The following is a 13,046-nucleotide window of genomic DNA, read 5'->3' on the forward strand; positions in this document are numbered from 1 at the left end:
GCGACATGGCGGCGATGAGGGGGCGGGCACGGATGGGCGGTGCCGAGGCACCGGTCCGGGTCGACGGCCGGACCGCCCGGGCCGAGCGCACCCGGGCCGCGATCGTCGAGGCGCACCTGGCGCTCATCTCCGAGGGCGACCTGCGGCCGACCGGCGAGCGCATCGCCGAGCGGGCCGGCATCTCCCTGCGGACGCTCTGGACCAACTTCAAGGACATGGAGACGCTGTTCGAGGCCAGCGGCGCGGAGCTGCTCCGCCAGCAGGACGCCGCCTACCGGCCGATCTCGCCCGCGCTGCCGCTGGCCAGGCGGGTCGACGCGTACTGCCGGCAGCGGGCCCGGCTGCTCCAGCTCATCGCGCCGTCGGCCCGGGCCGCCCAGATGCGCGAGCCGGTCTCCGAGCAGCTGCACCGCAACCGCCTCATGCACATCGCGCGGGTCCGGGACGAGGTCGAACAGCTCTTCGCCGCCGAGTTGGCGCAGGCCGGCCCGGCCCGGGAGCAGGTGCTGCACGCCCTGGTGGCCGCGAGCATGTGGCCCGCGTGGTCGATGCTGCGCGACGGGCTGGGGCTGGGCGTGGACCGGGCCCGCGCGGTGATGACCCGGACGGTCGCCGCCCTGCTGGCCGACGTCGGCAGGGCGTGACGCGCGACCGGCGCCACCCTTTCCATCGGGCTACCAATAGGTAACACTCGATGTCATGGTTAATGCATCGACAGTGCAAATAGCCGTACTGCGTGGCCGGTCCGAGGAGTGTGCCGCCATCCGCCGCCTGCTGGGCGACCTGCCCGGTGACGGTGGAGCGCTGCTGCTCCAGGGGGAGCCGGGGTCCGGCCGGACCGCGCTTGTCGACCACGCGCACCGGCACGCGGAGGGCTGCACGGTGCTGGCCGGCACCGGGCTCGCCGAGGAGGCGGGCCTGCCGTACGCGGGCCTGCAACGGCTGCTGGACCCGGTGCTCGACCGGGCCGGGATGCTCCCCGTGCAGCAGCGTCGGGTGCTGCTGCGGGCGCTGGCCGGCGCGGGCTGCCCCGCCCACCGTCGCCTGGCCCTCTCCCTGGCCGTGCTCGGCCTGCTCACCGCCGCCGCACGGGACCGCCCACTGCTGTGCACCATGGACGACGTGGACCGGGGCGACCAGCCCACCGCCGACACGCTGGCGTTCGTCGCGCGCCGCCTGCGCCGCAGCCGGGTGGCGGTCCTGCTCACAGCGGCCACGGACGCGCCCGACGGGATTCCCCGCCACCGGCTCCGCCCGCTCGACGACCGGGACAGCGCCGCCCTGCTCGCCGACCGCGTCGCCGGGGCCCCGCCCACGCCCCCGGTGGCCGCCGCGCTCGGCGCGGTCGCCGGGGGCAATCCGCAGGCCCTGGTCGACCTGGCCGAGGTGCTCAGTCCGGGCCAGTGCCGGGGGGAGGAGCCGCTGCCCGAAGCGGTCCCGTTCGACGGCGGGCTGGGGCGCGCCTACCGCACCCGGCTGGACCGCCTGCCGGCCGACACCCGCCGCGTACTGCTGCTCGCCGCGCTCGACGAGGACGGGGACCTGGCCACCCTGGTCCGGGCCGCCCGGGTCGCCGGCGCGGCGGTCGAGGCGCTCGCGCCGGCCGAACTCGCGGGTCTGGTCCGCGTCGGGCCGGGGCGGGTCACGTTCCCGCAGCCCCTCGTCCGGGCGGTGGTGCGGGGCGCCGCTCCGCTGGCCGCGCGGCGCGCGGCGCACCTGCGGCTCGCGGGCGTGCTCGACAGGGCCGAGCACCGGCTGCGGCGGGCCGGCCACCTCGCCGCCGCCGCGCAGGGACCCGACCCGGCCCTGGCCGTGGAGCTGGAACAGGCGGCGGCCGGCTGCGGAGGCGGGGTCGCCGTCTCGGCGGCGCTGCAACGGGCGGCCGAACTCAGCGACGACCCGGTCCACGCCGCCGCCCGCCTGGTGGCCGCCGCCAGGTGCGCCTGGTCGGCCGGCCAGGCGCACCGGGCCCGGCTGCTGCTGGGCCGCCTTCCCGCCGTCAGGGACGCCGCCGTGACGGGTCGCGCCGGGCTGTTGGGTGGGGAGATCGAGCTGCGCGTCGGCCGGCCCCGCACCGCGTTGACCATGCTGCTGGCCGCCGCGGACGCGCTGGCCGGCGTCGACCGCGCGCTGGCCCTCGGGGCGCTGGTGCGGGCGGGTGAGGCCGCCTGCTTCGCCGGCGACCAGTACCGCTACGCCGAGGTCGCCCGGCGGGCGGAGCCGTTGCGGCGGCCCGACGACCCGCCCGCGACCGAGCTGCTGAGCGCCTACCTGGCCGGGACGGCGGCGACGCTGCGGGGCGACCACGAGCGGGCGGGGCCCGCGCTGCGCCGGGCGGTCGTCCTGGGCGGGCGGCTGACCGGGCCGGCGCTGACCCCCGCGGCCCTGACCTGCGCGGCGGCGGCCGGGCTGCTGGTGGCGGTGGACGGCGCGGGGCACCGGCTCGCCGAGCGCGCCGTCGCGCTGGCCCGCGACCGGGGCGAGCTGTCCGCCCTGCCGCGCGCGCTGGAGCTGCGGGCGGCCGCCGAGTACTGGCTGGGCCGGCACGACGCGGCGGCGGACAGCTCCCGCGAGGGGCTGCGCATCGCCCGGGACACCGGCCAGGACAACTGGGCCGGTGTGCACCTGGGCATGCTGGCGGTGCTGGCCGCCGTCCGGGCCGACCGGGACGACAGCCTGCGCCGGATCCGGGAGATCGGCGAGGAGCCGGGCGCGCACAGCCGGCCGCGCGCCCTCGCGCAGTGGGCGTTGGCGGTGCTCGACCTGGTCGACAACCGGCCCGCCGCCGCCACCGCGCGACTGGCCGCCCTGGCCCGGCCCGGCACCTGCCGGGGGCAGGTTCTCGTGCAGGTGATGGCCACCCCGTACCTGGTGGAGGCCGCCGCCGCGGTCGCGGACGGGCCGGCGGCCGGCGTCGCCCTGGCCGTCTTCGACAGGTGGGCCAGCAGCACGGCGAGCCCGTCGCGCCGGGCTCTCTCGGCGCGCTGCCACGGGCTGCTCGCGCCCCGGGGCAGCGCCGAGGCGGAGCGGGAGTTCCGGGCCGCCCTGCGGCTGCACCCGACCGACGCCGGCGCGTTCGAGCGGGCCCGCACCGAGCTGCTTCTCGGCCGGGAGCTGCGCCGCAACCGCCGGCCCCGCGCCGCCCGCGAGCACCTGCACGCCGCCCGGGAGGCGTTCACGCTGCTCGGGGCGGCCGTCTGGGCGGAGCAGGCGACCACCGAGCTGCGGGCGGCCGGGGAGTCGGTCGGGCCGCCGGAGGAGCCGGCGGCCCGCCTGCTGACCGGCCAGCAGCTCCGGATCGCGCAACTGGTCGCCGAGGGCGCCACGAACCGGGAGATCGCCGCGCGGATGTTCCTGTCCACCCGCACCGTCGACCATCACCTGCGCAACATCTTCCACCGGCTCGGCATCCGGTCGCGTACGGAGCTGGCCCGCGCCTTGTCCTGACGCCCGTCGCGGTCGCCGGCGTCAGGGCAGTACGACGGTGCGCGCGCCCTCGCCCCGGGCCATCCGGGCGAACGCCTCCGCGGCACCGTCCAGGGTGGTGCGATCGGTGATCAGGTACGACAGGTCCAGGGTGCCGTCCAGCACGGCCCGCGCGAGCTCGGGCACGTCCCGGTCCGGATCGGACGAGCCGTACACCGAGGAGCGCAGCGTCCGGGCCGAGTGGAAGATGTCCAAGGCGCCCAGCCCGACGATGTCGTCCTTGGCGCCCATGCCGACGACTGTCACCCGACCGCCCCGGCGGGTGGCGCGCCAGGCGGTACGGATCGTGGCCGCGCGCCCGACGCACTCCACCGCGTGGTCGACGCCCCGGCCCCCGGTCCGCTGCCGGACCGCCCGGTTGAGCGACTCGTCGGCCAGCAGGAATTCGGTGGCCCCTGCCGCGACGGCCAGCTCCGCCTTGGCCGGGGAGACGTCGACGGCGAGCACCGGGTCGGCACCGGCGGCCCGCGCGGCGGAGACCACCGACAGCCCCACCCCGCCGAGGCCGATCACGGCCACCGAATCGCCGGGGGCCACCCCCGCGGTGCGGCGGACCGCGCCGACGCCGGTGAGCGCGGAGCAGCCCAGCAGCGCCGCCACCTCGAAGGGCAGCTCCGCCGGAACCGGGATGACCGCCTCCTGCGGCACCACCACCTGCTCGGCGAGGGCACCGAGGCCGAGCGTGACGTGCAGCGGCTCGCCGGTGGCTGTCCGGCCCCGGGGCGTGGAGGGCGACCCGGTGCGCTCGCACAGCCACGGCTCGCCCCGTTCGCAGTACCAGCAGTCGCGGCACGGCGGGGACCAGTTGAGCACCACGTGCGTGCCAGGCATGACCCGCGTGACGGCGTGGCCGACCTCGAGGACCACCCCAGCCGCCTCGTGCCCGAGCACCAGCGGGTACGGCGGCGCGAGCGTCCCGTTGACCATGGACAGGTCGGTGTGGCAGACCCCCGCCGCCCGGACGCCCACCCGCACCTCGTGCGGGCCGGGGGCCGGCAGCTCGATCTCCTCCACCTGTACCGGGGCGCCGACGGCCCGGACGACCAGCGCCCTCATCGCTGGATGGCCTTGACCTGGCAGAACTCCTCCAGCCCGTGCCGGCCCAGCTCCCGGCCGAGGCCGGACTGCTTGTACCCGCCGAACGGGGCGAGCGGGTTGAACGGGGCGCCGTTGATGTCGACGGCGCCGGTGCGCAGCCGCCGGGCCACCCGCAGCGCCCGCTCCCCGTCGGCCGACCAGACCGCTCCGGCCAACCCGTACCGGGAGTTGTTGGCGATGGTCACCGCCTCGTCCTCGTCGTCGAACGGGACGACCGCGAGCACCGGGCCGAAGACCTCCTCCTGGGCCAGCGCGCTGTCGGGGTCGACGTCGGCGATCACGGTCGGCGCGACGAAGAACCCCCGCTCCGGCAGCGGGGCGTCCGGGCCGCCGGCGACCAGCCGGCCCCCGTCGGCCAGCCCGCGGGCGACGTGGCCGAGGACCCGTTCCCGCTGCGCCGCCGAGACCAGCGGGCCGAGCCGGGTGGCCGGGTCGAACGGGTCGCCGAGCCGGTAGCCCCCGGTGGCCTTGGCGGCCAGGGACAGCGCCTCCTCGTAGCGGTCCCGGTGCACCAGCAGCCGGGTCCAGGCGGTGCAGGTCTGGCCGGAGTTGAGGAAGGCGTTGCCGACCCCCACCTTCACCGCCGTGGCCAGGTCGGCGTCGTCGAGGACGACGTTCGCCGACTTGCCGCCGAGTTCCAGGGCGACCCGGGCGATCCGGTCGGCCGCGAGGTGGGAGATCCGCCGGCCGGTGGCCGTCGAGCCGGTGAAGGAGACCATGTCGACGTCCGGATGCGCGGCGATGGCCTCGCCCACCACCGGGCCGGTGCCGGTGACCAGGTTGACCACCCCGGGCGGGAAGCCGGCCTCGTGGATCGCGTCGAAGAGCAGGTACGCCGTCAGCGGGGTCAGCTCGCTCGGCTTGAGCACCACCGTGCACCCGGCGGCCAGCGCGGGCGCCAGTTTCGCGACCACCTGGTGCAGCGGGTAGTTCCACGGGGTGATCGCCCCCACCACGCCGACCGGTTCCCGGACCACCAGGGAGTTGCCGACCGTCTCGTCGGCCGGGGGATGGGCGGCCAGCTCAACGAAGCTGTGCAGGACGGTCAGCGGCAGGCCGGCGTGGACCCGGGTGGCCACCTTCAGCGGGGTCCCCAGTTCCAGGGCGACGGTGCGGGCGATCTCGTCGACCCGGGCGGAGAGCGCGGCGTGCAGCCGGTCCAGGCGCGCTGCCCGGTCGACGGGCGCGGTGTCGGCCCAGCCGGGGAAGGCGGCCCGGGCCGCCGCGACGGCGCGGTCGACATCGGCGGCGGTGCCCGCCGGCACGGTCGCGACGACGTCCTCGGTCGCCGGGTTGCGCACCTCGACGGTCTCCCCGGAACCGGCGGCGACCCACTGTCCGTCGAGGTAGAAGTCGGTCCGTGCGAGATCCATCGTGCCCCTCACGTACGTCGGCCAAAACTAGCAGCGCAAGTTTTGACTCTAGTACGCCCTGCCAGCCGGCGGGAGGGGTGGTAGCGGCCCGATCTGTTCCTCGTAGGTGCGCGACAGCCCGTCGATCAGCGCGTCGAGGCCGAGGGTGAAGGCGCCCTCGTCCACCTGCTGCTGGTGCTCGGCCAGCCGGTGGGCCTGGGTCAGGTGCGGGTACTGCTCCGCGTACAGCCCCGGGTCCTCGACGAAGCCCCGGGCGAAGGAGCCCAGCGCCGAGCCGGCCACGAAGTAGCGCATGAGCGCGCCGATGTGGGTCGCCCGGGCCGGCGGCCACCCGGCGGCGACCAGTCCGCCGTAGACCGCGTCGGCCATGGCCAGCGCCGCCGGCCGTCGCCCGGGGCCCCGGGCCAGGTAGGGCACGATGTTCGGATGCGCGGCCAGCGCCGCCCGGTAGGAGTGGCCCCACCGGCGCAGCGCCTCCCGCCAGTCGACGCTGCCGAAGAACGACACGTCCACCTGGCCGGTGACGGTGTCGGCCACCGCGTCGAGGATCTCGTCCTTCGTGGCGAAGTGGTTGTAGAGCGACGGCCCGCGTACCCCGAGTTCGGCTGCCAGCCGCCGGGTGGAGAAGCCCGCCAGCCCTTCGGCGTCGATCAGCGCCGCGGCGGTCTCGACGATCCGCTGGCGGCTGAGCAGCGCCTGCCGCGGCCGGGGCATCCGGTCCTCCTTCGTTCGGGTCCTGCGCCGCAAACTCTGCCACAGCCGGGTCTGGACGGAATTAAACTTGCACCGCTAGTTTAAAGCGCATGGATCTGGAGCTCTCCGCCGAGCAGGCGGCGGTCCGCCGGCTCGCCGCCGACTTCGTCGACCGGGAGGTGACGCCGCACGCGGCGGCCTGGGACCGCCGGGAGTCCGTCGACCCCGACATCGTCGGCAAGCTCGGCCAGCTCGGCTTCCTCGGGCTCACCATCGGCGAGGAGGACGGCGGCTCCGGCGGGGACCACCTCTCCTACTGCCTGGTGCTGGAGGAGCTCGGCCGGGGCGACTCCGCCGTGCGGGGCATCGTCTCGGTCACCCTCGGGCTGGTCGCCAAGTCGATCGCCGCGCACGGCTCCGCCGAGCAACGGGCGCAGTGGTTGCCCCGGCTCTGCTCCGGCGCCGCGCTCGGCTGCTTCGCGCTGACCGAGCCGGACAGCGGCTCCGACGCGGCGGCGCTGAGCACCCGGGCGGTCCGCGACGGCGCCGACTGGCTGATCACCGGCGCGAAGATGTTCATCACCAACGGCACCACGGCCGACGTCGCGCTGGTCTTCGCCCGCACCGGCGGCCCGGGGCACCGGGGCATCAGCGCGTTCCTGGTGCCCACCGACGCGCCGGGCCTGACCCGCCGCGAGATCCACGGCAAGCTGGGCCTGCGCGGGCAGGCCACCGGGGAGCTGCGCTTCGACGGCGTACGGGTGCCCGACTCGGCGCGCCTCGGCGAGGAGGGCGGCGGCTTCCGGCTCGCCCTCGCCACCCTGGCTAAGGGCCGCATGTCGGTGGCCGCCGGCTGCGTCGGGATCGCCCAGGGCTGCCTCGACGCGGCGGTGGGCTACGCCGGCCAGCGCACCCAGTTCGGCAAGCCCATCGCCGGTCACCAGCTCGTGCAGCAACTGCTCGCCGCCATCGCCGTCGACACCGACGCCGCGCGGCTGCTGGTGTGGCGGGTGGCCGACCTGATCGACCGGGGCGAGCCGTTCGCCACCGAGGCGTCGATGGCCAAGCTCTTCGCCAGCGAGGCCGCCGTCCGGGCGGCCAACAACGCGGTCCAGGTCTTCGGCGGGTACGGCTACATCGACGAGTACCCGGTCGGCAAGTACCTGCGCGACGCCCGCGTCGCCACCCTCTACGAGGGCACCAGCCAGATCCAGCAACTGCTCATCGGGCGGGCGCTCACCGGCGTCAACGCCTTCTAGCGCCAAGGGGGCAACCGTGACCAGATTCGCCGACCGGACCGCCGTCGTCACCGGTGCGGGACAGGGCATCGGCGCCGCCACCGCCCGCCGACTCGCCGCCGAGGGCGCGGCCGTCGCGGTGGTGGATCTCGACGCCGCGCGCGCCGGGGCCGTCGCCGACGACATCGTCGCGGCGGGCGGCCGGGCCGTCGGCATCGGCTGCGACGTGACCGCCCCGGGGGCGGTCGCCGCCATGACCGAGCAGGTCACCCGGACGTACGGCGGGCTGCACGTGCTCGTCAACAACGCCGGGATCACCCGCGACAACCTGCTGTTCAGGATGCCGCTGCCCGAGTGGGAGGCGGTGCTGACCACCAACCTGACCAGCATGTTCCTCTGCTGTCAGGCGGCGCAGCAGCACATGGTGGCGGCCCGCTACGGCCGGATCGTCAACCTCAGCAGCCGGTCCGCGCTCGGCAACCGGGGCCAGGTGAACTACGCGGCGGCGAAGGCCGGCGTGCAGGGCCTCACCGCCACGCTGGCCGTCGAGCTGGGCCCGTTCAACGTCACCGTGAACGCGGTCGCCCCCGGCTACGTGGCCACCGCGATGACCGCGGCCACCGCCGAGCGGGTGGGCAGCAGCCCCGAGGAACACCAGCGGGCGGTGGCCGAACACACCCCGCTGCGCCGGGTCGCCCAGCCCGCCGAGATCGCCTCGGTGATCGCCTTCCTGGCCAGCGACGACGCCTCGTACGTCAGCGGTCAGACCCTGTACGTCAACGGCGGCGCGCGCTGAGCCGCGCTCACCACCGCACCGACCCGGAGGGGACATGGACTTCGCGCTCTCGGACACCGAGCGGGCCATCCGCGACACGGCCCGCGACTTCATCGCCAGGGAGGTCATGCCGCTGGAGCAGGAACTGCTCAGGCGGGAACGCGCACACCGGCCCGGGCTGGAGCCCGACGAGCTGCGTGAGTTGCAGCGCAAGGCGCGGGCGTTCGGCTTCTGGGGGCTGGCCACCCCCGAGGAGTACGGCGGCATGGACCTGCCGGCCGTGACCCAGTCGCTGATCTGGACCGAGATCGGCCGCTCGTTCGTGCCGTTCCGGTTCGGCGGCGAGGCCGACAACATCCTGTTCCGGGCCAACGACGAGCAGAAGCAGGAGTTCCTGGTCCCGACGATCGAGGGGGAGCGGCGCAGCTGCTTCGCGATCACCGAGCCGGGCGCCGGGTCCGACGCGGCCAACATCAAGCTCAGCGCCCGCCGCGACGGCGGCGACTGGGTGCTCACCGGCGAGAAGACCTTCATCACCGGCGGCAACGAGGCCGACTTCGCCATCGTCATCGCGGTGACCGACCGGGAGAAGGGGGCGCGCAACGGCGGGGCCACCGCCTTCCTGGTGGACCGGTCGATGGGCTGGCGGTCGGAGTTCATCCAGACCATGGGTGAGGGCGGGCCGGCCGCGCTGGTCTTCGACGAGGTGCGGGTGCCGGAGCGGAACGTCCTCGGCGAGCCCGGTCAGGGCTTCGCGCTCGCGATGGAGTGGATCGGCAAGGGCCGCTACACCATCCCCTCGCACGCCGTCGGCATCGCCGAGCGGGCGCTGCGGATGGCGATCGAGTACGCCACCACCCGGCAGACGTTCGGCCGGCCGATCGGCGACAACCAGGCGATCCAGTGGATGATCGCCGACTCCGAGACCGAGCTGGAGGCGGCCCGCTGGCTCATCCTGCGGGCGGCCTGGACGGTGGACCAGGGCATGGACCCGCGGCACGCCTCCTCGATGGCCAAGCTCTACGGCGCCGGTATGGTCAACCGCGTCGTGGACCGGGTGCTGCAGATCCACGGCGGCATGGGCTACACCCGGGAGCTGCCCGTCGAGCGGTGGTACCGGCAGGTCCGGCTCTACCGGATCTTCGAGGGCACCGACGAGATGCAGCGGCTGATCATCGCGCGGGACCTGCTGCGCGGCTACACCCGACTGGGAGGGCACCTGGCATGAGGACCTTCGGCTCCGTCGACGAACTGGCCGCCGCCGTCGGCGAGACCCTCGGTCCCGGGCCGTGGTTCCGGATCGACCAGAACCGCGTCGACCTGTTCGCCGACGCCACCGACGACCACCAGTGGATCCACGTCGACCCGGAGCGGGCCGCCGCCGGCCCGTACGGCGGCACGATCGCCCACGGCTACCTGACCCTTTCCCTGTTGCCGGCGCTGGTCGGCAGTCTCTACTGGGTACAGGGGGTGCGGATGGGCGTCAACTACGGGCTCAACCGGGTGCGCTTCCCCGCCCCGGTGCGGGTCGGCGCCGCGGTCCGGGCCGCCGCCACCATCGCCGAGGTGTCCCCGGTCGACGGCGGCGTGCAACTGGTCGCCGCCGCGACCGTGGAGTGCGACGCGGGCGGCAAGCCGGTCTGCGTCGCCGAGACGGTGAGCCGGCTCTACGTCGGGCCCGCCACCGACTCCTGAGCCACCGGCCGCCCGGCGACGCGGACACCCGCGGCTGGCTCCCGGCCGGCACGAACGCGACCGACCAGCGTCCCGTGGCGCGTCCGGCGGATGGCAAGGAAACGTCATGTCGGCGGGTCGAGCCTCGGTGGGCGTGAGGACAGACGGTGGTGGAGACGCCCGGCGTGCCGATGGACCGGGCGAACGCGAACATGGAGCCGAACGCGCCGGGGAGGAACCGGCCGCGCGCGACGAGAACGGCGGCGCTCGGGGCCACGACCGGCAGGTCGAGTGCCTCCTCGATCTCGGGCTGGGGCCGGCCCGGACCACCGCACCGGCGGTGACGGACGTCGCCTACCTCGGGCTGTCGCCGTTGTCCAGGGCGGCGGCCCGTGCTCCGTCGGGACCAGGTGCCCGGCGGCGCGCCAGGGGCCCGGCGCCCGCCAGGCCGCCGATGGGAATCTTCGTCACCTTCGTTCACCGGCCCTTCGGTTGACCGCGCGGGTCCGGCACCGGGCCGGGCGCGCGGTCGGATGCCCGTCGGGCCGGTTTCCCGCGCGATCTTCCGGTGTGCCGTGTGGGCGTCGCGGTTACCGCATCCGTGCGGTGTCGGGCGTCGCGCCTGTAGCCGGACGAGCGGCGGTGCCACCATCAAATGATGGTGAATGTCGATGTATTTCGGCAGGGGGCGCAGGCCCGGGCAGCGGTGATGACGGCGCGGCTGCGCCGGTTGGTGACCTGCGAGTCGCCACCGGGGGCGCGTCGGGAACTCGCAGCCTGCGCCGATCTGCTCGAGGCGTGGGGCGACGCGGCGCTGGGCCGGCCGGCGTGCCGCGTGCTCCTGGGTGGGCTGCCGCACCTGCTCTGGCCCGCAGCCGACCAGCGGGTGCTGCTGCTCGGGCACTACGACACGGTGTGGCCGGCGGGCACCATCGAGCAGTGGCCGTTCACGATCAACGGGACCGTGGCGACGGGACCCGGCGTCTGCGACATGAAGGCCGGGATCGTGCAGATGCTCACCGCGCTGGAGCTGCTGCCGGACACCTCGCGGATCGGCCTGCTGCTCACCTGCGACGAGGAGAGCGGGTCCACGGCCTCCCGGCCCCTCATCGAGGAGCAGGCCCGGCGCTCCGGTGCGGTGCTCGTCGGCGAACCGAGCACCGAGGCCGGCGACCTGAAGGTGGCGCGTAAGGGAGGCTCCGTCTACCGGATCACCGTGCAGGGCCGGGCGGCGCACGCCGGCGTCGAACCGCACCGGGGCGTCAACGCGGGGGTCGAACTCGCCCACCACGTCCTCGCGGTGCAGAGCTTCGCCGCGGGCGAGACGAGCGTGACCCCGACGGCCCTGACCGCCGGCACGATGACGAACGTGGTGCCGGAGTCCGCCGTCCTCTGCGTCGACGTGCGGGCCTGGACCCGGGAGGAACTGCACCGGGTGGACCGGCTGGTCAGGGAACTGGCGCCCCGGCTGCCCGACGCGCGGCTGACGGTCAGCGGCGGGATCAACCGTTACCCCCTGCCGGCATCGGTGTCGATGCCGCTGCTGCGGATGGCGCAGTCGGCGGCGGCGGAGCTCGGGCTCCCGGCCGTGCGGGGCGTCGCGGCCCCCGGCGCCTCGGACGCCAACTTCACCGGCGCCCTCGGCGTGCCGACCCTGGACGGCCTGGGCGGGGTGGGCGGCCTGCCGCACGCGCGCGGCGAGTACGTCGACGTCGCGCGGATGCCGGAGCGGACGGCGCTGCTGGCCGCCCTGACGGCCAGGATCCTCGCCACGCCCGGGGTGGCCGACCCCGTCCGCGGGTACCGGCCGGCCGACGCGGTGCCGGCCGACGCGGACGCGGTGCCGGCCGACGCGGTGCCCGTCGGGCAGGGCTCGTCGTCGGACGGTTGAGCCGGCCCGGGCCGCGCCGAAATGCGCACACTTTCCGTAACCGTGGCCTGCGGTGCTGGGCCATCCTGAATCGGTCGATCGCGCGGGGAGGCGCTCATGACTGGTATGACGGGTCATCGCACGGACGGTTCGCCGGTCGAGTCGGGGGAGATGGTGCGCAGCGCGCGTACCTTCGCCGACCGGATGGCGGCCAGGCGTTCCATCCGGCACTTCTCGGCGCAGCCGGTGCCGATGGAGGTGATCGAGGAGGCGGTCCGCGCGGCGGCGACCGCGCCGAGCGGGGCCAACCTGCAACCGTGGCGGTTCGTCGTGGTCACCGACGCGGATCGCAAGCGCCGGCTGCGGGAGGCCGCCGAGGCCGAGGAGCGGGAGTTCTACGCCCGCCGCGCGCCGACGGAGTGGCTGGAGGCCCTCGCCCCGATCGGTACGGACTGGCGCAAGCCGTTCCTGGAGGTGGCGCCGGTCGTGATCGTGGTGTTCGAGGTGCACCAGGGGCCCCGGTCCCCGAAGCCCTACTACGTCAAGGAGTCCGTCGGCATCGCGGTCGGTGTGCTGATCACCGCCCTGCACCACGCGGGCCTGGCCACTCTGACGCACACGCCGAGCCCGATGCGCTTCCTGAACGAGGTGTGCGACCGGCCGCCGGAGGAGCGTCCGTATCTGGTCATGCCGGTCGGGTATCCGGCCGCCGACGCGACGGTGCCCGACCTGGTCCGCAAGCCGCTGCCGGAGGTGCTCTCGCATCTGGCCTCCTGGTCTCATCACCCAGCAAGACACCACGGGAGGTCGCGAGGTTTACCGACGCGTGTCGGCCCGGC

General features: G+C 75.3%; 10 protein-coding genes and 1 pseudogene. 8 read left to right on the forward strand and 3 right to left on the reverse strand.

Annotated elements, in window-relative coordinates; all coding sequences use genetic code 11:
• The first annotated feature begins 32 nt into the window (after positions 1-32).
• Positions 33-644, forward strand: a complete 612-nt coding sequence (locus ABZ809_RS26055) for a TetR/AcrR family transcriptional regulator (protein ID WP_357565240.1) — start codon at positions 33-35, stop codon at positions 642-644.
• Between the two features lie 55 nt (positions 645-699).
• A complete protein-coding gene (locus tag ABZ809_RS26060) occupies positions 700-3,447 on the forward strand; it encodes a LuxR C-terminal-related transcriptional regulator (protein WP_357565231.1) in 2,748 nt (915 codons plus the stop codon).
• Positions 3,448-3,468: 21 nt separating this feature from the next.
• Here the strand turns inward: ABZ809_RS26060 and ABZ809_RS26065 are convergent, their stop codons facing one another.
• The 3 genes from ABZ809_RS26065 to ABZ809_RS26075 are packed head-to-tail and all read right to left on the reverse strand — an operon-like array spanning position 3,469 to position 6,671.
• Complete coding sequence (locus ABZ809_RS26065) at positions 3,469-4,542, reverse strand: Zn-dependent alcohol dehydrogenase (RefSeq protein WP_357565232.1); 1,074 nt, start codon at positions 4,540-4,542, stop codon at positions 3,469-3,471.
• Positions 4,539-5,957, reverse strand: a complete 1,419-nt coding sequence (locus tag ABZ809_RS26070) for an aldehyde dehydrogenase family protein (protein WP_357565233.1) — start codon at positions 5,955-5,957, stop codon at positions 4,539-4,541. The genes ABZ809_RS26065 and ABZ809_RS26070 overlap by 4 nt, the downstream gene beginning before the upstream one ends.
• 48 nt (positions 5,958-6,005) lie before the next feature.
• Complete coding sequence (locus ABZ809_RS26075; RefSeq protein ID WP_357565234.1) at positions 6,006-6,671, reverse strand: TetR/AcrR family transcriptional regulator; 666 nt, start codon at positions 6,669-6,671, stop codon at positions 6,006-6,008.
• Between the two features lie 89 nt (positions 6,672-6,760).
• Between ABZ809_RS26075 and ABZ809_RS26080 the strand changes: the two genes are divergently transcribed.
• The 6 genes and pseudogenes from ABZ809_RS26080 to ABZ809_RS26105 all read left to right on the forward strand — a co-directional run.
• Entirely contained in the window at positions 6,761-7,909 is a 1,149-nt protein-coding gene (locus ABZ809_RS26080; RefSeq protein ID WP_357565235.1) for an acyl-CoA dehydrogenase family protein, read from the forward strand.
• Positions 7,910-7,925: 16 nt separating this feature from the next.
• Entirely contained in the window at positions 7,926-8,684 is a 759-nt protein-coding gene (gene fabG, locus ABZ809_RS26085; protein ID WP_357565236.1) for a 3-oxoacyl-ACP reductase FabG, read from the forward strand.
• Positions 8,685-8,718: 34 nt separating this feature from the next.
• The gene (locus ABZ809_RS26090) at positions 8,719-9,891 is read left to right on the forward strand and encodes an acyl-CoA dehydrogenase family protein (protein ID WP_357565237.1); all 1,173 of its coding nucleotides are present in this window, start codon (positions 8,719-8,721) and stop codon (positions 9,889-9,891) included.
• Complete coding sequence (locus ABZ809_RS26095; RefSeq protein WP_357565238.1) at positions 9,888-10,358, forward strand: MaoC family dehydratase; 471 nt, start codon at positions 9,888-9,890, stop codon at positions 10,356-10,358. Before ABZ809_RS26090 ends, ABZ809_RS26095 begins: the two co-directional genes overlap by 4 nt.
• 637 nt (positions 10,359-10,995) lie before the next feature.
• Positions 10,996-12,228, forward strand: coding sequence for a M20/M25/M40 family metallo-hydrolase (locus ABZ809_RS26100; protein WP_357565239.1), 1,233 nt, complete (start codon positions 10,996-10,998; stop codon positions 12,226-12,228).
• Positions 12,229-12,333: 105 nt separating this feature from the next.
• Positions 12,334-12,966: pseudogene (locus ABZ809_RS26105) on the forward strand (nitroreductase family protein); the annotation flags it as partial.
• Positions 12,967-13,046 lie beyond the last annotated feature (80 nt).

The organism is Micromonospora sp. NPDC047074, from assembly GCF_040643815.1.
Lineage (GTDB): Bacteria > Actinomycetota > Actinomycetes > Mycobacteriales > Micromonosporaceae > Micromonospora.

Coding starts and splice junctions, on each gene's coding strand:
- ABZ809_RS26055 (WP_357565240.1), top strand. CDS start 33: ATGGGCGGTGCCGAGGCACCGGTCCGGGTCGACGGCCGGACCGCCCGG.
- ABZ809_RS26060 (WP_357565231.1), top strand. CDS start 700: ATGGTTAATGCATCGACAGTGCAAATAGCCGTACTGCGTGGCCGGTCC.
- ABZ809_RS26065 (WP_357565232.1), bottom strand. CDS start 4,542: ATGAGGGCGCTGGTCGTCCGGGCCGTCGGCGCCCCGGTACAGGTGGAG.
- ABZ809_RS26070 (WP_357565233.1), bottom strand. CDS start 5,957: ATGGATCTCGCACGGACCGACTTCTACCTCGACGGACAGTGGGTCGCC.
- ABZ809_RS26075 (WP_357565234.1), bottom strand. CDS start 6,671: ATGCCCCGGCCGCGGCAGGCGCTGCTCAGCCGCCAGCGGATCGTCGAG.
- ABZ809_RS26080 (WP_357565235.1), top strand. CDS start 6,761: ATGGATCTGGAGCTCTCCGCCGAGCAGGCGGCGGTCCGCCGGCTCGCC.
- ABZ809_RS26090 (WP_357565237.1), top strand. CDS start 8,719: ATGGACTTCGCGCTCTCGGACACCGAGCGGGCCATCCGCGACACGGCC.
- ABZ809_RS26095 (WP_357565238.1), top strand. CDS start 9,888: ATGAGGACCTTCGGCTCCGTCGACGAACTGGCCGCCGCCGTCGGCGAG.
- ABZ809_RS26100 (WP_357565239.1), top strand. CDS start 10,996: ATGGTGAATGTCGATGTATTTCGGCAGGGGGCGCAGGCCCGGGCAGCG.